19 protein-coding genes are annotated in these 20945 nt (G+C 59.2%); 10 read left to right on the top strand and 9 right to left on the bottom strand.

All coding sequences use genetic code 11. The features are described 5' to 3' along the window. The first annotated feature begins 155 nt into the window (after positions 1–155). Together GOB90_RS04745 and GOB90_RS04750 are read left to right on the top strand one after the other, a co-directional pair. Positions 156–956 carry a dienelactone hydrolase family protein gene (locus GOB90_RS04745; RefSeq protein ID WP_146886547.1) on the top strand — a complete coding sequence of 267 codons (801 nt, stop codon included), beginning with the start codon at positions 156–158 and terminating at the stop codon, positions 954–956. 142 nt (positions 957–1098) lie between these two features. Further along, positions 1099–1863 carry a hypothetical protein gene (locus GOB90_RS04750; protein ID WP_146886549.1) on the top strand — a complete coding sequence of 255 codons (765 nt, stop codon included), beginning with the start codon at positions 1099–1101 and terminating at the stop codon, positions 1861–1863. A 39-nt stretch (positions 1864–1902) separates the two neighbouring features. Here the strand turns inward: GOB90_RS04750 and GOB90_RS04755 are convergent, their stop codons facing one another. Next, positions 1903–2346: a MarR family winged helix-turn-helix transcriptional regulator gene (locus GOB90_RS04755; protein ID WP_146886551.1), complete on the bottom strand. Its 444-nt coding sequence runs from the start codon at positions 2344–2346 to the stop codon at positions 1903–1905. A gap of 56 nt (positions 2347–2402) precedes the next feature. On the opposite strand from GOB90_RS04755, the gene GOB90_RS04760 reads away from it, so the two are divergent. Next, positions 2403–3518 (top strand): FAD-dependent oxidoreductase, encoded by a 1116-nt coding sequence (locus GOB90_RS04760; protein ID WP_146886554.1) that lies wholly within the window; start codon positions 2403–2405, stop codon positions 3516–3518. 114 nt (positions 3519–3632) lie between these two features. Beyond that, positions 3633–4142, top strand: a complete 510-nt coding sequence (locus tag GOB90_RS04765; protein WP_261765927.1) for a hypothetical protein — start codon at positions 3633–3635, stop codon at positions 4140–4142. A 248-nt stretch (positions 4143–4390) separates the two neighbouring features. Here the strand turns inward: GOB90_RS04765 and GOB90_RS04770 are convergent, their stop codons facing one another. Genes GOB90_RS04770 through GOB90_RS04780 form a run of 3 tightly spaced genes read right to left on the bottom strand, consistent with a single transcriptional unit; the run spans position 4391 to position 10355 of the window. Next, entirely contained in the window at positions 4391–5959 is a 1569-nt protein-coding gene (locus GOB90_RS04770; protein ID WP_146886672.1) for an efflux transporter outer membrane subunit, read from the bottom strand. 38 nt (positions 5960–5997) lie between these two features. Further along, entirely contained in the window at positions 5998–7182 is a 1185-nt protein-coding gene (locus GOB90_RS04775) for an efflux RND transporter periplasmic adaptor subunit (protein ID WP_146886556.1), read from the bottom strand. Beyond that, positions 7182–10355 (bottom strand): efflux RND transporter permease subunit, encoded by a 3174-nt coding sequence (locus tag GOB90_RS04780; protein ID WP_146886558.1) that lies wholly within the window; start codon positions 10353–10355, stop codon positions 7182–7184. The genes GOB90_RS04775 and GOB90_RS04780 overlap by 1 nt, the downstream gene beginning before the upstream one ends. A 284-nt stretch (positions 10356–10639) precedes the next feature. Between GOB90_RS04780 and GOB90_RS04785 the strand changes: the two genes are divergently transcribed. Genes GOB90_RS04785 through GOB90_RS04800 form a run of 4 tightly spaced genes read left to right on the top strand, consistent with a single transcriptional unit; the run spans position 10640 to position 14313 of the window. Beyond that, positions 10640–11812: an ABC transporter permease gene (locus GOB90_RS04785; protein WP_146886560.1), complete on the top strand. Its 1173-nt coding sequence runs from the start codon at positions 10640–10642 to the stop codon at positions 11810–11812. A 14-nt stretch (positions 11813–11826) separates the two neighbouring features. Beyond that, the gene (locus GOB90_RS04790; protein ID WP_146886674.1) at positions 11827–12687 is read left to right on the top strand and encodes an ABC transporter ATP-binding protein; all 861 of its coding nucleotides are present in this window, start codon (positions 11827–11829) and stop codon (positions 12685–12687) included. Continuing rightward, positions 12677–13663: an MlaD family protein gene (locus GOB90_RS04795; RefSeq protein WP_146886562.1), complete on the top strand. Its 987-nt coding sequence runs from the start codon at positions 12677–12679 to the stop codon at positions 13661–13663. The genes GOB90_RS04790 and GOB90_RS04795 overlap by 11 nt, the downstream gene beginning before the upstream one ends. A gap of 53 nt (positions 13664–13716) precedes the next feature. Next, entirely contained in the window at positions 13717–14313 is a 597-nt protein-coding gene (locus GOB90_RS04800; RefSeq protein ID WP_146886564.1) for a PqiC family protein, read from the top strand. Positions 14314–14330: 17 nt separating this feature from the next. Here the strand turns inward: GOB90_RS04800 and GOB90_RS04805 are convergent, their stop codons facing one another. Further along, on the bottom strand, positions 14331–15674 hold the full coding sequence (locus GOB90_RS04805) for an NAD(P)/FAD-dependent oxidoreductase (RefSeq protein WP_242011800.1): 1344 nt from the start codon (positions 15672–15674) through the stop codon (positions 14331–14333). A 259-nt stretch (positions 15675–15933) separates the two neighbouring features. On the opposite strand from GOB90_RS04805, the gene GOB90_RS04810 reads away from it, so the two are divergent. Continuing rightward, complete coding sequence (locus GOB90_RS04810) at positions 15934–16881, top strand: hypothetical protein (protein ID WP_146886566.1); 948 nt, start codon at positions 15934–15936, stop codon at positions 16879–16881. Between the two features lie 143 nt (positions 16882–17024). Next, entirely contained in the window at positions 17025–17381 is a 357-nt protein-coding gene (locus tag GOB90_RS18950) for a hypothetical protein (protein ID WP_146886568.1), read from the top strand. On the opposite strand, the gene GOB90_RS04815 is transcribed toward GOB90_RS18950, so the two are convergent. From GOB90_RS04815 to GOB90_RS04830, 4 genes are read right to left on the bottom strand one after another with little or no spacing between them, the layout of a single operon-like run. Further along, positions 17323–19014 carry an ArnT family glycosyltransferase gene (locus tag GOB90_RS04815; RefSeq protein WP_146886681.1) on the bottom strand — a complete coding sequence of 564 codons (1692 nt, stop codon included), beginning with the start codon at positions 19012–19014 and terminating at the stop codon, positions 17323–17325. The two genes, GOB90_RS18950 and GOB90_RS04815, sit on opposite strands and share 59 nt — an antisense overlap. Continuing rightward, a complete protein-coding gene (locus tag GOB90_RS04820) occupies positions 19008–19784 on the bottom strand; it encodes a glycosyltransferase family 2 protein (RefSeq protein WP_242011801.1) in 777 nt (258 codons plus the stop codon). Before GOB90_RS04820 ends, GOB90_RS04815 begins: the two co-directional genes overlap by 7 nt. A gap of 14 nt (positions 19785–19798) precedes the next feature. Further along, complete coding sequence (atpF, locus tag GOB90_RS04825; RefSeq protein ID WP_146886570.1) at positions 19799–20302, bottom strand: F0F1 ATP synthase subunit B; 504 nt, start codon at positions 20300–20302, stop codon at positions 19799–19801. A 41-nt stretch (positions 20303–20343) separates the two neighbouring features. Next, entirely contained in the window at positions 20344–20943 is a 600-nt protein-coding gene (locus GOB90_RS04830) for a F0F1 ATP synthase subunit B family protein (RefSeq protein ID WP_146886572.1), read from the bottom strand. Between the last annotated feature and the right edge of the window lie 2 nt (positions 20944–20945).

A 20945-nucleotide genomic window follows, 5' to 3' on the forward strand; every position in this document is an offset into this window, starting at 1 on the left:
AGGTCCGGTTTTGGGAACGAGACTGAAAAAGTGGTCATTCTGGCTCGTCATTCCGATTTCGTGACAGCTTCACTTCGTCGTGGTTGAGAGCGAAATAGCCTATGCGGTAGTCTGGCTTACCTCTCGCATCTCTACTCCCCGGATGAAAAACGCCGATGATTCGCTTGTGCTGCATCTTCCTCGCCATTGCTGCGTGGCCGTTTCTCATTGCCGGGCACGCGAGCGCTCACATGGTCGCCAGGCCGGTCTCGTGGATATTCGAAGGTGCGCGCTATGACAGCGTCCTCGTCTATGACGACGCGACGACCGCGCGGCGGCCGGGTCTTCTGATGGTCCCCGCGTGGTTCGGCGTCAACGAGAATGCGATCCGCAAGGCCGAGGGCATCGCGGGGCAGCGTTACGTGATACTGCTGACGGACATGTATGGCGCCACGATCCGTCCGAAGGACACCGCTGGAGCGCGCGCCGCTGTGTCCCCGCTTCTCGCTGACCGTCCTATGATGCGCCGCCGTGTTGCTTCTGCCCTGGCGCAGCTCAGGTCTCTCGTGGCGCAGGCACCGATCGACACGACCCGTCTCGCCGCCATCGGCTATTGCTTCGGCGGTGCGGCGGTCCTTGATCTTGCTCGGTCCGGTGCGGAAATCGCCGCCGTGGTCGCGTTCCATGGCAATCTCTCGACGGACGATCCCTCCCTGGCGCATGCGATCCGGGCGCGTGTTCTCGTCATGAACGGGGCGGACGACACCACGACCAGTCCCCAGTTTGACGGCTTTCTTGCTGAAATGCGCGGCAGCCCCGCCCCGTGGCAGTTTCTCGCCATCGGCCACGCTGTCCATTGCTTCACCGAAAAGGAAGCAACCACTTCATCCGGTCTGTGCCGTTACGACGCGCAGGCGGATGCCTGGTCGTCCAGGATGATGAGCACCTGGCTCGATGAAAGTTTCCTCGCGCATTAGATGGTCTGAGGCAAGCGTCCGGATACAGTCCAGACAGGCCGGGAGAGCGGGAGGTCACCTTTCAAGATTTAACTTTAAGAAAACCAGTTTTAAAATATACTTGCAGGCTTGTAATACTCGAATCCCAGTAAGGGATCAGATTATGCGCAGAGCACTCAGTAGAAGGCTCCTGGCTGGGGGAATTTTCGCTATTGGAACCCCTTCACCTCTCTGGAGCGTGCCATTAACAAAAAACGTGGCTGTCATGGTGCTTCCCGTTCTCCATAATCTGCATAGAGCCAACAGTCATTACAGCTACGAGGACATATATCGGCTTGTCGCAACCTTTCGGCCTGACCAAGTCGGGGTGGAAATTCGCCAAGAAGATTTAACATTTGATAATAGGTATCTTACCAATAATTATCCAACAGAGATGGTCCATCTGGCTCATCAATATAGTTCACATACGTTCGGTTTTGACTGGTTAGGTAACGAAATTGCAGGCCGCCCCATCCCCGATGACTGGTGGGCAAAGCACAGCAGAATCAAATCACTGGAGCGATCATTCGATCAGGTCTTGAGTAAGACGGTTCGCGATAAAAAACTACTGTCCAAGGTAAATGAACTTTCTACGGAACAGATGAAGATCGCAAAAACTGCGACCGCAGCTCAACTTGCAGATGGTCGCTACGATCGTGTGTGTGCAGATTACTATACGGCTTTAGATAAACTGACGCGCAATACGCAATATTCGGAATTGCCTAGGTTTTATTCGGATCGAGACCGACACTTGGCAATGAACGTTATTCAGCATTTGAAGAATTACCCTGGCAACAGGATTGTCGTTGTGACGGGAGCAGATCATCATGGACCGATGGTGAGAACATTGGCTGCCGTGAGCTACGTTAATCTTGTTCCTGTTCCGTGAATGAGATGAAGGCGTAAGCGGAATGTCTACGAAGCCCTGCTATTCCAGAGCCTCGACATTGGTTAATACCCGCCTTAGCAACGATACAAGTATGTCGATCTCTTCGGGAGTCAGTCCCCTGGTCATATCATCATTCCCTTGACGTAATATCGCGCGGCCAGCAGGCAAATGCTCAAGCGCCTTTTTTGTCAGTGATATCAGGCTTGAACGCTTGTCGCCCGGATCGGGTATGCGTCTGATCAGGCCGTCGCGCTCCATCCGGGCGAGCATTTGCGCCATAGTCGGTTGCTCGACCTTCGCCCAGCGAGCCAGCTCTGCCTGTGATAGCTGTGCACCGTCTTTGAGCGCTGTCAGAACCGGTAGTTGCGCAGTGGCAAATCCCAGTTCACGCAGCCGCGTATCGCCGACACGGCTGAGGCCTCGAGCAATACGACTGAAATAATGACCTGGATGCCGTAAGGGATCCCATTCATCTGAATTCATTGCATAGGTTCCTATGTTTATATATATAGGAACCTATGTATTTGAAGGGGCATAACATGGCAATGGACCGGATCGCGATTGTCGGAGGTGGCCCAGGCGGATTGATACTGGCGCGATTATTGCAACTGCGGGGTCTTTCGCCCGTCGTTTTCGAGCGGGATACCCACCCCGAAGAGCGCCCTCAAGGTGGCTCGCTCGACCTGCACAGCGAGACCGGTCAGTGCGCGATGAAGCAGGCGGGTCTTGAAACCGAGTTTGCCGCCGCCTCACGGCCTGAGGACCAGGGGGACCGGCTCTATGACATCGATGGTACGCTCCTGTTCGATTGTAATGAACCGACTGATAATCGGCCCGAAATCGATCGAACGGTGCTCCGCCGGATTCTTCTGGATTCCCTTTCGCCCGATACGGTCCGATGGGGCTGCCGCATTGCTAAGGTCACTTCTGCTGACAAGGGTTTTGTAATAGTTGGCGATGAACGGGATGAACACTTCGATGTGATCGTAGGTGCAGATGGTGCCTGGTCGTACGTTCGACGGCTGCTCGATGATGCCATACCGGTCTATGAAGGTGTCACGCTGGTCGAACTGGGCTTCGACGTTGAGCGACATCCTGCGATCGACAGGTTGACCGGCAGCGGGAAGATGTTTGCGGCTGGCGACAACTGCGCCCTGATCACGCAGCGGAACGGGCATAATCACATCCGTGGATATGCGGGCCTGCGTCTGACCGAGGACGAAGCGAAGCAATGGCAGACCTTGTCCCCGGAACAAGTGCGTCTGGCACTGCAAAAGGCATTTGCAGGATGGGCCCCGATGTTAACGGACATTATCGAAACGGATGAAATCATCGGAGTCCGTCCGCTCTATGCGTTACCTGTCGGGTACCGATGGAAAAGTCGGGAAGGTCTTACGTTGCTGGGGGATGCGGCACATCTGATGTCCCCCTTCTCAGGTGAAGGCGTCAATCTTGCACTCACCGACGCGGTTGACCTTGCTGAGGCATTGACCTCAGGCGGCGGCTGGACGGCCGTCACCCGATGTGAAGAGAAGATCTCTGCTCGTGCCGCAACGGCAGCCGAAGGTGCGGCTCGAGGCTTGAACGGCGCGTTCTCGTCCGAGGGAGTCACTCCGCTTCTGGAACATTATCGCGCGCGGAGGCTTGGTAACTGAGAAGAAAACCGGCTCAGGCGATATCCGCTTTCCGGAAATGAAATCGACACGCTGTGTGGCCGACATGATGGCGTAAGCAGTCGATCAGCTTCCTGTCTTTTCCGAAGCCGGACTGTGATTGAGCATCAGAAAATCGACACTGGCCGGGTGCTTCGTTATAGGGGCGACATTCATCGCGTGATCTTCAGGGAGCAGCTTGTGCAGTGCGAATGGCGTCGATCTTACGACAGACTGGTTCCGATGCTGATCAAAGAACACTTCGGTGATCCAGGCGTGCTGACGCGGCAGTTTCCTTGTATGAAATCGACGTTCGTATGGAAGGGCGATGACTTTATCATCAGTGCTGAGGCACTCGCCAACCCGAACAACGAGTATCACGGGCTTGAGCGGCTTGCGGCGAAGTCTCATCAGGCCGGTTCCTGGCAACTTGCCGGTGAATACTGGCTGATCGCGGCCGGCTGGCGTCGCAACACGATGGATGCTGAGAACGAGCGCCATGTGGAAGCACTGCAATTCGTCCTGCGTCATGTCGAATACAACAGGGCGCTGGCGGAGTGGAAAAAGAAAAAACGGGGCAGAAACGCGATGCCGTATCCCGGTCAGTTCGGGCTTTCCGACGACTGAAGATCGAAAATTTCAACGACGGACCGGCATAGTACAGACGGCCGACGTTCAGGGGCCTGGAAAGTGCTCTGTATACCGCTTCTGAGGGCAGAAGCTGTCATGTCAGCCATCGGTGTCGTCGGCAAAAGACGGGAGCCGGGGTTATCCGGCATCATGGGTCAGGCTCGCGCTGTTTTCGGACGTGGAAATTTCTTATCGGAGCGAGGCTGCGTGGTGTGGCGCATCCCGGGGGGATGCGCCACGTCTGTTTAAGGCTGTGTTGTTCTGTTTGTCTGTATTCCGGGGGATGAAGTTCCGGTCACGAGGTTTTCGAACTGTTCGGGGTTTTGGGATTCGATTCCGCCGGAGGGTTTTGGTGTGTCGATGCCGCCGTATTGCAGGGGGCTGAAGGTCATTGTCTGGTCTGGGGTTGGGAGCTGCGTCTGAGTCCAGCCGCCGCCGAGGGCGCGGATGAGGGCGACTGTCGCCTGTACGGAGCGGGCGGCGACCTGGACTTCCGTGATCCGGGAGTCGAGGGCGGCTTCCTGTGCCACGATGGCGCCGAGGTAATCGGAGAGGCCGCCTTTGTAGAGGGTCATTGTCATGTCCTGCATGTCCAGCGCCGTGCCGACGGCCTGTTTCAGGCGGGCGTCTTCCGCGCGCAGCAGTCTTGTCCGGGAGAGTTCATCCTCGACTTCCCGGAAGGCGGACAGGACTGTCGAGCGGTAGTCGTCCCGGGTCTCGCGGTAGGCTGACCAGGAGTATTGCAGGGAAGCACGCCTGAGGCCGCCTTCGAAGATCGGCATTGAGGCTGTTGCGCCGTAGGACCACATGCTGTTGGCCAGTTTAGCCAGGTCGAAGCCGTTGGCGTGGAAACCTCCGTCCGCGTTCAGGGAGATATGTGGATAGAATGCGGCGCGGGCCACGCCGATCGACCTGTTTGCCTGTGCCATGACGCGCTCGGCGGAGGCGATATCGGGTCGCCGCTGCAACAGTTCGGAGGGCATACCGCCCGGCACGGTTATATCGCGGAACGAGAAGTCGTCGCGGGGTTCGATGTGGAAGCTTTCCGGGGCTGTGTTGGTCAGGATTGCGATGGCGTGTTCGGTGACTTCGCGCTGTGCCCGCAGGTCCAGCTCGGCGGCCTGGGTTATGTAAAGCTGGTTCTGTGCGCGGGCGAGATCCAGTTTCGGGGCGGCCTGGTTGACGAGCTGTGTATGCGTCATGTCCACGGCTTTCTGAAAGTAGGCGATGGAGCGGCGATAGATCGCTTCCTGGGCGTCGTAGCCGCGCAGGGCGACATAGTCGCTGGCCAGGTCGGCTTCGATGCTGAGGCGCGCGCCGGCGAAATCGGCTGCTTTTTCCTGTGCGGCGTATTTGCTCATGCGGACCTGGTTACGGATTTCCGACCAGAAATCGGGTTCCCACGATGCCAGGCCGCCATAAAATTCGTCTGTCTGCGTGATGGCACCTTTATAGCGGAACAGGGCGTCCGCGGACTGTTTGTTGTCGGAGGCGCCGAATGCCATGCCGAAATGGGGCAGCAGGTCGGCGCGGGCTTTCATGACCAGCGAGCGGGCCTGCGTAAACCGTTCGGCGGCGGCCTGAAGATCCGCGTTCTGCGCGATGGCTTTTTCTTCCAGCGCGTCCAGTTCCGGATCGCCGAAGAGCCGCCACCAGTCCGCCGGCAGCTGCGTGTCCGCCGGGGTTGCTTTCGCGAACGGCTCCTGTCCGCTCCAGCTGTCCGGCACGATGAAATGCGGGGCCTGATAGGCTGGTGCGAGGTCGCATCCCGAGAGCGACAGCATTCCCGTCAGGCCGACAGCGGCGGCGACCATGCGGCCGCCCTGTCGTCCCGCAACTCTGTGCAGCGTCATCACCCCTCGATCTCCTGATCGTTCTGCTCGTATCCCTTCGCGGGCACCACGACGCGAACTTCCTGACCGTCCAGCAGATCGGCTGGCGGATTGCGGATGATCCGGTCTCCGGGTTCGATTCCGGAGATGACATCCGTGCGTGTATCCGCCATCCGGCCGACCTGAATGTTACGGAAATGCACATGGTTTGTGTTGTCCACGATGGCGACCTGCATTCCCTTTTCCTCGAACACGAGGGTTGAGGTTGGTATCCGCTGGATGCCGCCTTCGGCGGGGGCTGTGAGGTGGACGGAGGCGAAGGTTCCCGGCCAGAGCAGGTGGTCGGGGTTTTCGATCGTAAATTCCGTGACAGCGGTTCGGGTGTTCGGGTCGTAGCCTTTTGCGACCGTGAGGAATTTTGCTTCGAAGGTACGATTGGGGAACTGCGGGACGGAGATTGTCGCTGTCATGCCCGGTTTGAGAATATATGAGAATATTTCGGGAACGGACACGAAGAGCCGCATGCGGTGCATATCGGCGACGACGAAGACCTGGTTCGCCTCCCCTGTTTCGCTGTGCTCGCCACCGCCGGCACTGACGTAATCGCCGACGTTGATGTCACGGGATGTCACGACGCCATCGAAAGGCGCTACGATTGTCTTGAACTTTTCCAGGGCTGTGAAGCGGTCCACATTATGCTGGGCGGCTTCCATCTCGGCATAGCCTGATTTTCTGTTGGCATCGGCCACGGAAACGGACTGTCCGGACACGGCCTGCGACTGTGCCATGGCGTGCCAGCGGGCGGCGCTGACGACTGTCAGGTTGTACTTTGCCGCCGTGGCATCGAAATCGGCTTTTGCCTGCTGATACTGGGCGTCCAGGCCTGGCGCGTTCACGTCGGCCAGCACGTCTCCGGCTTTTACCTCCGCGCCGAAATCCTTATACCACATCTTCACATAACCTGATGCCTGCGGATAGATCGGCGCCTGGTACCAGGCGTCGACGGTTCCCGGGAGGGTCAGGGTCAGGGTTTTGGCTCCGGGCTGCGACGTGATGACCTCCACATCGGGGATGGCGTTATGCGCGGTCAGCTCGCGCAGGTCTTTTGATTCATGGATACGCGAGATCACGATCCAGCCGGAGGCGAGTGCGAGGACGCACACGCCAGCGAGCAGGACGGGATGACGACCGGTTGAGCGCGCCATCAGACTGTCTCCTTACGGGAAGATTTGCGGCTGTAGAAAATTGCGTAAACGCAGGGAACGAACAGGAGGGTTGAGATTGTGGCCACGATCAGGCCGCCGATGACGGCTTTGCCCAGCGGTGCGTTCTGCGAGTTGCTGATCGACATCGGCACCATGCCGACGATCATTGCGCTGGCTGTCATGATGACCGGGCGGATACGTCCGTAACCGGCTTCCAGCGCGGCGCGCAGGGGTTCACCGTGAATTTCCAGCCGTTCGCGGGCATAGGACACGACCAGGATCGAGTTTGCCGTTGCCGTGCCCATGCACATGATTGCCCCCGTCAGCGCCGGCACGGAGAGATGTGTGCGCGTCAGGAACAGGGACCAGGCGATCCCGGCGAGGGCGCCCGGCAGTGCGGAGATGATGATGAACGGATCGAGCCAGGACTGAAAGTTGACGACGATCAGCAGGTAGATCAGCACGATTGACACCATGAGTCCGCCGAGCAGTTCGGCATAGGCGCTGCTCATGGTTGTCGCCTGCCCTTCGATATCGACGGCCGCGCCGCGTGGCACGTCTTTAGCCGTTGCGCTGACCTCACGCTGCACGCCTTTCAGGACCGTGCCGAGATCGGTGCCTTCGGCGGACACGTAGATGTCGAAGGCCGGCATGGAGTTGTAATGCGAGACTTCACCGGGCGTGCCTGTCGCTTTGATCCGGCTCATCGCGCCCAGAAGCTGCTCCGACTTTCCTGACGGATCGCCGTCGCCTTTATCGACCGGGATGGTCAGCAGGTCATTGTAATGCGTGAGCTGATCCTGGGAGACGTAGGTATTGAGCGTGAACGTCACACCCATTTTCGGGTCGTACCAGTATTGCGGATCGACCTGTGAGCTGCCTGCGAGTGTCATCAGTTCGTTGTCTGCGAGATCTCCTTCCGTGACGCCTGTGGCCTGCTCGAAGCTGCGGTCGCCTTCCACGAACAGTGTTGGTGTTTTCATGGTCTGTTGCAGAGACACGTCGGCGGCGCCGGTGACTTTCCGCAGGCGGTTCACGAGTTCCAGCGCGTATTTGTAGCTTTCGTCCAGATCCGGGCCGCCGATTTTCACATCGATTGGCGAGGGTGAGCCAAAGTTCAGAATCTTCGCCGTCAGATCGGCCGGCTGGAAGGTGAACACGGTTCCGGGGAAGCTTGCCGAGAGGCCTTTTCTGAGGATGGCGCGGTAATCCCAGACGGGGGAGGCCTCGTCATTCAGGGTGATGGTCAGATCGCAATCCTGCGTGCCGAGTGTCGGGGTCGGGATAAAGGCCTGGTTATGCGGTCCTTCCGGAAGGCCGCAGTTGGCGACGACATCGTGCACTTTACCAGGCAGCAGGGCGTCCACCCGGTCCGCTGTCAGTGCGGCGATCCGGTCGGCGACTTCGATACGGGCTCCCAGGGGGGCGCGCATGTGCATCTGCAGCTGGTCGGATTTGATTTCCGGAAAGAAATCCCGTCCGGACACGAAGTATAATCCGCAGGAGAGGACTGAAATCCCGAGAAAGACGCTTACGAAAGCCAGACGCCGCTCGATGAGGCGGGACAGCAGTCCGCGATAGCGCTCGCGGAACAGCGTGAACCGGTGTTCGAAGCCTTTCTGGAAGCGTGTGAAGGCGTTCTTTCCGTGTGGGAGGGCTTCGTGTTCCTCGCCATGCAGTCCGGGCTGGATGTGGCCGGCCAGGAGGAATTTCGCCATGGTCGGGACCAGGGTTCGCGACAGGATGAAGGAGGCGATCATCGCGAAGATGATGGCTTCGGCCATTGGCATGAACAGCCAGCCTGCCACGCCGCTGAGACCGAACAGGGGCAGCCAGACGATGCAGATGCAGGTCGTGGACACGAAGGTCGGGATGACGATCTGGTTGGCGGCGTCGATAATCGCGAGCTCCAGTTCCTTTCCTTCCTCGAGATGCGTGTCGATATTTTCGATCATGACCGTGGCGTCATCGACGAGGATACCGACCGCCAGTGCGAGGCCGCCGAGTGTCATCACGTTGATCGTCTGCCCTGCCCAGCCGAGGGCGATCAGGGAGCAGAGGATGGCGAGCGGGATGGAGGTTGCGATGATGACCGTTGAGCGCCACGATCCGAGGAAGAGCAGCACCACGAGGCCGGTCAGCGCGGCGGCCGTGGCCATTTCCCGCATGACGTCGTGAATTGAGTCGATCACGAATCCGGACGCGTCGTTCAGGATGCTCAGATGCACCGTGGAGGGCAGCACGGCCTGGAGGCGCGGCATCATTTTCTTGACGCCGTTCACGACATCCAGCGTGGAGGCCTCGCCGCTTTTCATCACGACCATGATGACGGCCTGCTTGCCCTTGACGATCACGCTGTTGGTCTGCGGGTGGCCACCGCGATAGACATCGCCGACATCGTGGATATAGACGACCGCGTTGTTCACGCGTTTGATCGGGATGTCCGCGATGTCCTCGAGCGTTCGCGGCGTGGCGTTGGTCTGCACCATCCAGTCGGTGGGTCCGATCTTCTGATCGCCTGCCGGGCGCACCACGTTCTGCGTATCGAGGGCGTTCTGCACGTCCATCGCCGAGAGGTGGTGCGCCTGGAGTTCTTTCTGGTTCAGCGCGATCATCACGAAGCTGTCCATGCCGCCGTAAGGGTGCGGCACGACCGCGCCCGGAATGGTGACCAGGAGGGAGCGCATCCGGATGAAGGCCAGTTTGAACAGATCCGAGGGTGTCATCGTGTCCGAGGTGAGCTGCAATGAGATCACCGGAACGGAGGAGGCTTCCAGCCGCATGATCATCGGGGCGGCGATATGTTCGGGCAGCTGTTGCAGCACGGTTTGTGAGATGGCCGTCACATCTGCCTCGGCAGCCCCGAGCTCAGTGCCTGGCTGGAAATATATTTTCACAATTCCACGACCGTAGAAGGAATCCGCCTCCATATGGTCGATCCCCTCCACGGTGGAGGTCACGCCCTGTTCGAAGTTGTACATGATGCGTCCGGCGAACTCATCGGGCAGCATCCCGGAGTAGCTCCAGACAACCGCGATCGCGGGGATGCGGATATTGGGAAATACGTCTGCCGGTGTCTTTCTGATCGAAAGAAAACCCATCATGACAATGAGAATTGAAAGGACGACAAACGTATAGGGGCGCTTAAGCGCGGTGACGACTATGGCATTCATGGATCTGCCTTACCCCGTGAATTCATTGCGACGCCGCCATCCAGGACAGGTGCAGGAGGCTGCGTTCATGTCCGGAGCATGCGCATGACGGCATGACATAAAAGTAATATACATATGCACTCACCGCATTGCTGGACATTTTTTGACATATATTTGGAAACATAATCTGTCATATAAATTAGCGTTTAACTGTTCCGCCCGGCGTCCGAAAAAGCCGTCTCCGGTCCGCGTTCTGGCGCCATGCTGGCCAACGGAGCCCGTCTGCCGTAAGAGCTATCCGGCAAATGACGGAACACGAGCACAACAGAACGCCGGCGGGTGCGGACAGCACGGCTTCCCGCCCGGAATGGAAGGTTCAGTCTTCTCCGACTGACACGACGCTTGTCGTAAGCGGGGACTGGACGATTGATGACGGTGCTGCCCTTGCGATTCCGTCCGATGCTCTGAAGACATCAGGCACGGCGCGGACACTGCATGTGGATGTGAGCCATCTCGGGCAGTGGGATTCGTCGCTCGTTTCGTTTCTCTGGACCGTGAAGCAGGTGGCGGCCCGGACGAAGCTGAGTCTGGATCTTGCTCAGTTGCCGGACGGTGTGCAGCGTCTCTTTGCCCTGCTCCCCACCGAGCCTGTGCCTCCGGCGCAACATCCACATCATCCGTTTGCGCCGCTTCAGGCTACCGGGGCTGTCACGCTTGACACGCTGAAGGAAGTCGGCGCGCTGACCGAACTCGGTGCTGATACGGCCCGGGGTTCTGTTAAAGCGCTTTCCGGCCATGGCGGCATGCGTCTGCGCGATCTGCTGGTGAACATTTTCGACGCCGGGCCGTCCGCGCTGCTGATCGTGAGCGTCGTCAACTTTCTGATCGGGGCCATTCTGGCCTTTGTCGGTTCGGTTCAGCTTCAGAAATTTTCCGCTGACATGTATGTTGCCAACCTTGTTGGCATTGCCTGCGTTCGCGAGCTTTCGGCTGTCATGACCGCCATTATCATGGCCGGGCGCACGGGCGGTGCTTATGCGGCCCGGATTGCCACCATGCTTGGCAACGAGGAAATAGACGCGCTGAAGGTCTTTGGCATTCCCATCTCCAGCTATATTCTGCTGCCGTCGATCCTGTCGCTCATGCTGATGATGCCGCTGCTTTACCTCTATGGCTGCGTCATGAGCGTCATCGGTGGCTATGTGGTTGCCACCGGCATGCTTCCCGATGTGACCGGCGCCGGTTATTTCAATCAGACGATCGGGGCCATTGATCTGCATCAGTTCGAATTCGGCTTTGTGAAATCGATTGTTTTTGCTGTCATGATCGGACTGACATCCTGCCAGATCGGGCTCAGCGCGGGTCGCAGCGCCGCGGATGTTGGCACCGCCGCTACGCGCGCTGTTGTGGTTGGTATCGTTGGCGTCATTGCGCTTGATGCCATCTTCGCCATTATCGCCAACATACTGGATATCTGATGCCGGTCAGCACGATGCCAGCCGCGCCGCCGGGAGAGGCCGCGCATAAACCGGATGATAGCGAGACGCTGCTCTCTCTGCGTGACATTACCATTGGGTACGGCACGAAGGTTATTCAGAGCGATGTTTCGCTGGATGTCCGGCGGGGCTCGATTTTCGCAATCATGGGGGGCTCGGGCTGCGGGAAAAGCACCATTCTGCGCAGCATGGTCGGGCTGCTTCGCCCGATGTCGGGGAAATATACGGTCGATGGTGACGACTACTGGTCCGGTCCGGACAGCCATCGTACCGCGCTGAACCGCCGTTTTGGTGTACTGTTTCAGAGCGGCGCGCTGTGGAGTTCCATGACGGTCGGGGCAAATGTCTCTCTTCCGCTGGAGATGTTCACCCGTCTTGGGAAGGACATGATCCGCCATCTTGTCGAGATGAAGCTCGGCCTGGTTGGTCTCTCCCATGCGATCGATCTCTACCCGTCGGAGATTTCAGGCGGTATGTGCAAACGCGCCGGTCTTGCCCGCGCCATGGCTCTCGACCCTGATGTTCTGTTCTTTGACGAGCCGTCAGCCGGTCTCGATCCGATCACGTCGGCGCGGCTCGACGATCTGATTCTGACGCTTCGGGACGGTCTGGGCGCCACCATTGTGGTTGTCAGCCATGAGTTGCCCAGCCTGTTTGCCATAGCCGATGACGGGATTTTCCTTGATGCCCAGACGAAAAAACCCATTGCGCATGGTTCGCCCCGGGATCTGCGCGATCACAGCACCGACCCGCAGGTCCATGCTTTCATGAACCGCGAAGCCAGAACAGAACCGGCCACAAACGGGCCGGGCGGGGCAGATACAGCCAGAAAGGGTCAGAACGCCAGTGGCAAATGAATCAGGGATCGGCAAACAGACTGTTGTCGGCGCTTTCGTGGTCGGTGGCCTTGCCCTTGCTCTCGGCGCTATCATCTTCTTTGGCAATGTCAGCCTGTTTTCAAAAAGCAGTCGTGCCGTAATCGTATTCCAGGATTCAGTCAGCGGCCTGTCGGTCGGCGCACCCGTTACGTTTCGCGGGGTCCGGGTCGGTTCTGTCGACAGCCTGACGCTGCGTTATGATCCGGCCTCGCTGCATGCCTACATCCCCGTAAATATCAGCCTCGATCCGAAACAGGTCCACATGATGCAGGAGGCTGGTTCGTCATCGCACGGGCTTGATCTGACTGATGCCATTGCACATGGTCTTCGCGCCGAGCAGAATGTCCAGAGTTTCGTGACCGGCACGGTCAATATCAATCTGGACTTCTATCCCGGCTCGCCGGCTGTCCTGCATCCGCATGTGAGTGATCTGACCGAGATCCCGACTCATGTGTCCGCTATTCAGAAGATCAAGGAGAGTCTCCAGGATCTGCCGCTGAAGGAGCTTTCGGACAACGCGAATGAGGCTGTTCTTTCCATCCGCGAGGTCGCTCAGAAACTCGATGTCGATGTGCCGCCGCTTGTGGCAAGTCTCCGTCAGTCGTCACAGGATTCCCAGGAGACGCTGAGAGCCGCCACGCGTGCCATCAACGATTTGCAGGGCAAGCTCGACACCACGCTCGTCAACATGGACAGGCTGATGCGCACCAGCAACGCCCAGCTTGAGGCTCGCGGCGCCGATCTGCATCAGACCCTGAGCAGTGCCACCAACGCCACCGATCAGGCCCGGAAGACTCTGGAGAGCGTGCAGGGCATGCTGTCTCCGCGTTCGTCCGATCGGGACAATCTCGATTCCGCACTTCGTGACATTGCTGCTGCCGCTGCCTCACTGCGTGGCTTTGCCAGCGACGTCGAACGCAATCCGCAACTTCTCCTGATGGGACGTCAACGATGATCCGACAGACACCGGGCGCAACCGGACATTCTTTGTCGATTCGGGAAACAGGCATGTCCTTACGTAAAAAATCCGGTTTTGCTGCCGCTGCGTTGCTACTCTCTGTCAGCCTTTCCGCCTGCGCCGGTCCGGCGCTGCAACTCTATACGCTGGGCGGCCCGGCGACCGGTTCCGCGCCGGTTCAGGGCGCGGTGGCTCCGGGAACACCGATTCTGGAGATTCGCCGGGCCTCTCTGCCGGATTATCTCGACACGCAGGACATTGTCGTGCGGCAGGGGACGTCTATCCAGCGCAGCGCCAATGGTCGCTGGGCCGAGCGTCTTTCCGATGGCATCACCGATTTTGTCGCGGCCAGGATTGGGGCTGCCCGGCCCGATCTGTTCGTGACCGATCAGTCGCTGTCTGTTCCGGCCACGGCGCGGCTTGCCATCAATATCACTCGTCTTGATATTCCGACGTCCGGGACTGCCACGCTTGAGGCCAGCTGGAGCCTTATTCCTGTCGATGCGAGCAAGCCGGAGCAGCTCCAGCGAGGCACTGTCACGGCATCAGGTTCAGCGGCAAAAGACGCCGACGCCGTGACGCTTGCCGACACCCTTGTCAGCCAGCTCAGTGATCGTATCGTCCGGAGTCTGCCTCAGGGGCTGTGAAGCGCCAGGCGGGCGGTCTATCCCGCGTCCATTGCTCGCCGGTCGCGCCATTGTCCCAGAGCGACGCGCGCCGCAACCCCGGTTTTCCAGAAACGGTGAAGCGATATCGGCCTGATGGCCGTCGCCGGGAGCAACAGCTCTTCCGCGGGCGCGCCTTCGGCCCGTCGCGCGATGTCATGTCCGAGCAGCGTTGCCATTGCCACGCCCCGGCCGTTGTACCCCAGGCACGCGATGATCCCCGGCGCCGGCTCATGCCAGTGCGGGTAGTGATCCGATGTCATCGCTAGCTGTCCGTTCCAGCCATGTGTCCAGGTTGTCCCGGCCAGTCCTGGCCAGAGGCGATGCGCGAGGTGACGCAATGTCGGGAAAGCGGCCTCGCCGGATAAAGGACGCGATGCGGACCGTCCGCCGATCAGAAGCCGCCCTGCCCCGTCCACACGGTAATAGACCGTGATCTCGCCGAGCTCGTACAAAACTTCCCGGCTTGTCAGAACGGCGTTTCTTAGTCGCTCCGGCAAGGGTTCTGTCGCAATGATCGCGCTGTAAACGGGGACAATGCTGGTGCTCAGACCGGGGCAGAGGCTGTCCGTGTAGCCGTTTGTTCCCAGCACGACGGTCTTTGCCCGGATCGTGCGCCCCCCGTTCGTCGTTGCGACCCAGATTCCGCCTTCGCGGGCGAGGGCCGTGATCCGTGTGCCGGAATAAATGCGTGCCCCGCGCTTTGCGGCGGCGCTGGCGAGGCCGCGCACATACAGCAACGGGTTGAGCTGCCCGCCCCGCCGGTCGATCATGCCGCCGCAGTATCGGCCGGTCCCGGTCCGGGCTGTCATCTGACTGCGGTTGAGCCACTCCGCCTCCCCGCCCCGCGCCCGACATTCATCGGTGAGGCGTTCAAGCGCCGGGAGCTGAGAGGCCGCTGTGGCGGCGCGGATCGTGCCGCCCCGGGCCGCGTCACAGGCAATTTTGTGCTTTTCGATCAGGGCGAACACAAGATCGGGTGCGTTCCATGCTGCTACGCTGAGGCGGCGGCCCCGTTCGGGGCCGAAATGGTGCTCCACCTGTGATGGCAGCATTTTCAGGCCTGGATTGACCTGGCCACCGTTTCGTCCGGACGCGCCCCAGCCAACTGTTTCCGCATCGACAATCGTTACGTCATGGCCGGAGCCGGCGAGCCACAATCCGGCGGAAACTCCGGTAATTCCGGCGCCGACGATCAGGGTACCGGTTTCGATATCCTGAGTGGGGGAACTTGTTACGGGTCCGGGTCCGGCTGTGTCTGCATACAGAGAGCCGGTTGCCAGGAGGGGATCGGGTTTCGCAACAGATTCTGGCCCTGATCCGGATGAACCTGACATACTCATCGGCCTCTCTCTGCAAAAACATTCATATCAGACGCAGGTGAAGGAGCATTTTGCTGGTGACATCACGACTCCTTTCCTGTGGCAGATAACCGTCTTATGGGGCCGCGTTCTTTTGACCGGGTCAACCCGCTCTCCCGGATGTTATTCACCGGCGACCTTCTGTACGGACAGAATGATGGACGTCTCCGGACCAGAGGCGCAGAACGGGGCACGAAGTCGTCATCAAGTCCGCACGGCCAGTCACAGGAGCTTGCGCCCGATGAAATATGCTGCGTTTTTTTCCGTTCTGGCCTTTTGTGCCGGAACATCTGTTGCCCGGGCTGATGACAGCGGCAGCGTTCAGGCTTTACTGGACGCGTGTTATGCCGGGAAAAAGAGCTGTGCCATCGATCTTCAGGGTGCGACAAAAACGCTCACAAAAACGCTGCGGATCGATCCGGATTTTGTCACGCTCCGCAACGCTACATTCGATTGCCGGATGACATCAGGAACCTGTCTGTATATTTCCCAGGACGGCTTCCCGCATCGTGACAGAATCTCCATCAACAGGCTTGAGGGGATTACGTTGTACGGCAACAAATCCATTGATGGCATCACGATGAATTATACGGACAACACGACAATGGTTGTCGATGCCAACATGACTCTGGTTAACGTTTCAGTTCAGGGCTTCAACCACGGGATTACTCTGGGCAACAATGTCTGGGGCGTCGATATGTTCAATGTTATTATCGGCAATGGAAATACGGGCATCTACACCCTGCCCCATCCGCACAATGCCGGTGAGCGCTCTACTTTTGCCGGGGGCACCATCTACAACAATGCGGTTGCCGGTATTGATGAAGACTCCTGCTGGGAGTTTGATTTTCAGGGCACCAGCTTCGACTTCAACGCGCAGCAGATGATCCTGCGTGGTCCCACGTCTTTCACCGGGCACATTGAAAACACCGATACTGGAAAAGCGGAAATCGTTCTCGGCGCGCTCATCGGCGTTCCGGCGGGTTCGATTTACATGAGTGCCGGTTCAACCATTACGGTTGACGGGTGGGACCCCGGCAAACCCAAACAACGTTGTTATGTTGAAACGAGTCTGCCTTATAACAATATCAAAGTGCCGGCGACACTTTACGGATTTGGTGGCAAAGAGGGAGCGGTTTGCGGACCTGGTAAAGTTGTTACGTGGGATGGCCAGCCTCTGAGCAAATAATCGGCTTCCGATGGCGCCGGACTTCCTGAAGGTGTTAATTTTTGGCTTTAGTCTGCCGATTTTAACGATTTAGCAAACTTCTGCCGACAATCATGCTGTCGGCCCCGGAAAACCAGGGCGACGACAGAAGATGGAGGCAGGCCATGCGTGTTACGGAAGCAGCAAGACTGATTGTCACAGGGAATCTGAGCCCGGATATTCTGTGGCAGATGACGACCCTTGCCGAGCGGGTCACCATCTCTCTGCTGGTTGGCCGGCCCGACTATCTCCCGGCCGGCGCGAGCACACCCAGCGCCGCCTGGGATACTCTGGACGCACGATACCGGGCTCTCGTCATGCGTCGCGCACCGGTTAAAATCCGAAAGAGGCTTCCCGGATACACCAGCGCGCCCCGTCCGTTCTCAATGACATCGGGAAACAGTTCTGCTGCCCGTCATGCTCTTATGGCGACAGCGCGCCGTAAAGCCCCAGATCAAGCCATTTCCCTGTTGAGTAATTGAAGCCCGTCACCCGGCCGTATTCCAGCGACTTAACACCGTTGCTGGTCAATCCGTTCTGAAACGCAGGAAAGTCGCGACGATCGACGAGGACCAGGCCACAGCCGGGATTACGCTTCAGCATCGCGCTGCCTTCGGCCGCGTTTCGGAGTTCCACGTCACCATGCATGAGGAACACGAGGCTTGGTTCGGAAAATGAGCTGGAAACGACTTCCGTTTCCGGACACGGACGATATTCGTCCACGAGTTCTGCCACCCGGGGGGCGAGCCAGATTGCTTTCAGGTTCGGAATGACACCGAGGAACAGGCCCATATAGATGATGACAGCTGCGGCCGTCGAGCACATGGCCGACTGCCAGAGACGTGCCTTCAGGACTTCTCTGAAAGCCAGCCCGAGCAATGGCAGGCTGCCTGCGGCGGCGAGCCAGGCGGAAACGGGGATCTGTCCTTCAAGCACTTTGCTCAGGGCGATGCCGGCGACTGATAAGGCAATTCCGAAAATGGCCCAGACGATTCCGTAGAAGCCGAGCAGGAAACGCGCCCACAGGGTGCGGGGCCATGCTTTCCATGTGTCGCCGGATGCCTGGAGGGCACTCGCTGTCAGAATCGCAATCGCCGGATAAGTGGGGAGCACGTAATGCGGGAGCTTGGTCGCGATCAGCTCGAACACCAGCCAGTGCGGGATAATCCAGCACAGCAGAAACCGTATTTTCCAGGATGCGCGCCATGACCAGATAACCGGTATTGCCGCCGCCGCGAAAAAAGAACCCGGCCAGAATGCGATGGCGAAAACGGCAAGATGGTATCCGGGGAATGCTCCGTGCGCTTCCTGTCCGTGCCCGATCTTACCAAGGAAGTTCCGTCCGACTGCCCGCTGGAAAAACTCTCCGTGGCTGACGACGCCGATCGCGATGCACCAGGGCAGGACCACGGCCAGCATCACCAGCCATCCCCAGGCCGGACGAAGTCGTTTCAGCCAGAGCCAGTCCCGCTCGACGAACGAGAAAGCCAGTGGCGTGGCAAGACCCGGTATCAGGACGACCGGTCCTTTGAGCATCAGCCCGCAGCCAAGCGCGCCCCAGAACAGAAGTGCTGTCCGGACACGAGTTGGCCGGCCTGCGATCCGATCCTGCAGCACCCGCAGCAGCACTGCCTGAGTCAGCACGACGATAAGCAGCAGCGTGCTGTCGATCGTCGCCATCCGTCCTTCGGCGGTCACCAGAACCGAGGTTCCGAGAAGAGCTCCTGCCATCAGCCCTGCGGCAGGGTTGAAAAGCACCGCTCCCATCCGGGCCGTCAGCACGACCGATGCTGTCATGGCCAGGAGGGATGGCACACGATATGCCCAGGCTTCCCGCTGTCTGAACGTGCCCGACAGTGAGACGGCGGCGGCTTCCAGCCAGTAAATACCGGCGGGCTGGAGATAGCGGGGTTTGTCCTGAAACCGGACGTCAACGAAATTGCCGGTTTCCAGCATCTGCGACGTAGCCTGCATGTAGCGTGGCTCGTCGCGATCGAAGGGCGGGATGCTGGCCCGGCCGGGAAGAAGCAGAAAGAAAATACAGAATGCCAGCAGGCCGAGCTGTACGACGAGAGAATGTTGCGGAGAAGGCTTTCTGCCGCGCTCCCTCAGCATTCTCTGACTGACGATGGCAGTCTTGTACGGTTTCGCAGCCACATCACGCCAAGAAGGTCACGTACACCCACGACCGCGCGGCCGAAATTCGTATATTTCGATTCCCCGTGAAGCCGCAGACGGTGGTGAACCGGCTTGCAAAGGAGCGGTGTGCCATAACTCTTCATGAGGGCCGGCATAAAGCGGTGCTGTCCCTCGAAATAGGGCAGATCGAGAAAATCCGTGCGGCGAAAGACTTTCATCGGGGCGCCGGTATCGGGGCACCCGTCGTTCAGCAATCTCTGACGCAGACCGTTCGCCAGCCGCGTGGCGATCCGCCGCCACACGGTATCGCTCCGTTTCGGTCGCGTTCCGACGACGAGCGGCGCCCGCCCCTTCTGTGCCGCGTCAAGCGCCAGGGCCAGAAGCCCCCGAATCTCGGCCGGGTCGTCCTGTCCGTCTCCGTCGATCGTCGCGATCCATGTTCCGCGCGCGTTCCGGATACCGGTGCGCATGGCGCCCGATTTTCCGCATCTGCGATCGTGAACAAGAATACGGAGGTTTTTGAGACCGGGGATATGGCGCGCCTCCGTCAGAGCCAGCACCGTTCCGTCAGTGCTGCCGTCATCCACAAAGACGACTTCGGCGGAGGGCAATGATGACAGAACGCCCGCTATTTCGGCGCAGACCGAGGCAATGTTGGGCTGTTCGTTGAGCACGGCAACCACAATGCTCACCACCGGGGCGCCGTCAGATGAGGGTGTCCCTGTGGTTGTCAGCTGATCGGGCAACGTGATGTCGACCCTCAGGCAGCGCGTGGGGAAAGAGCTGTCGGCAGCCCGGCGATCGCACTGTCAACCAGATCCGTAGAAGTCTGTGCGGGGATGGATTGCTGCATCACCAGACGGGCGCCTTCGAAAGCGGCGTCGACTGCTGCCGCGCGAACATCTTCAAGCGCCGTGCGCTCGGCGGCCGCGATACGATCCTTCGCCATCTGTTCCCGGCGACGCAGCATATCCTCGGCGTCGAGACGGGCTTTGTTGGCGAGATCTTCGGCCTGCTTCCGCGACTGCTCGATCAGAGCGCTGGCTTCAGCATACGCCTGCTCACGCTCGCGCGTGGCATCCTCAAGCATCTGCTCGGCCTCACGGCGCAGACGGGCGGCCTCATCCAGTTCCACCCGGATCTGATCCGCCCGCGCATCCAGCATTCCTGCCAGCGGCTTCCAGATTTTCGGTCCAAAAATAACGAAAAACAGGACGAATGAGACAGCGAACCAGAAAACCGGCTCAAGTAAAAGATTAGACACCGACGTTATCTCCTCGTCACGTCTCAGTTCGTCGAGTCAGATTAGTGTGCGGACTGAACGGAGGCCCGGGCAATCGCAGCATCAACCGATGCACGGTCCGGAGCCTGTCCCGTAAGCCGCTGAATCAGCGATTCAGCAACATCCGACGCGATGGGACGAAGCGATTCCATTGCGCGTTTCCGCTCGGCGGCGACATTCGCTTCCGCCGAGGCGATCTCGGTTTCAAGCTTTGCGTTAATCTCGGCCAGGCGCTGCGCCGAAGCTGCGTGCTCCTGTGCGAGGACGCTGTCCAGATGCGCCTGGGCCTGAGCGGCCGCTGCTTTCTTTGTCTCATTTAGCTCCCGGACAGCCTTATCGGCCTCCATTTTCGCTTCATGAGCCTGATCCAGGTCTCCGGTGATCCGCTCGTGACGGTTACTGAGAACCGTCTCGACTTTGGGCAGAGCCCAGTTGCGGAGCGCCAGATAGAAAAACAGAAAGATGATGCCGCCCCAGATGACCTGACCGGTCACAAGCGGATTTTTGAAATCCAGCTGGGGCATGCCTGCCGCGTACGCGCCAGGCGCAGCCGCCACGATGAGCGGCAGACCCGAGACCCCTGCCAGCAGGGAACGTCGAATCAGAGAGACTGGTAAGCGCACGA

It is taken from the genome of Acetobacter oeni, assembly GCF_011516825.1.
GTDB classification, from domain to species: Bacteria; Pseudomonadota; Alphaproteobacteria; order Acetobacterales; family Acetobacteraceae; genus Acetobacter; species Acetobacter oeni.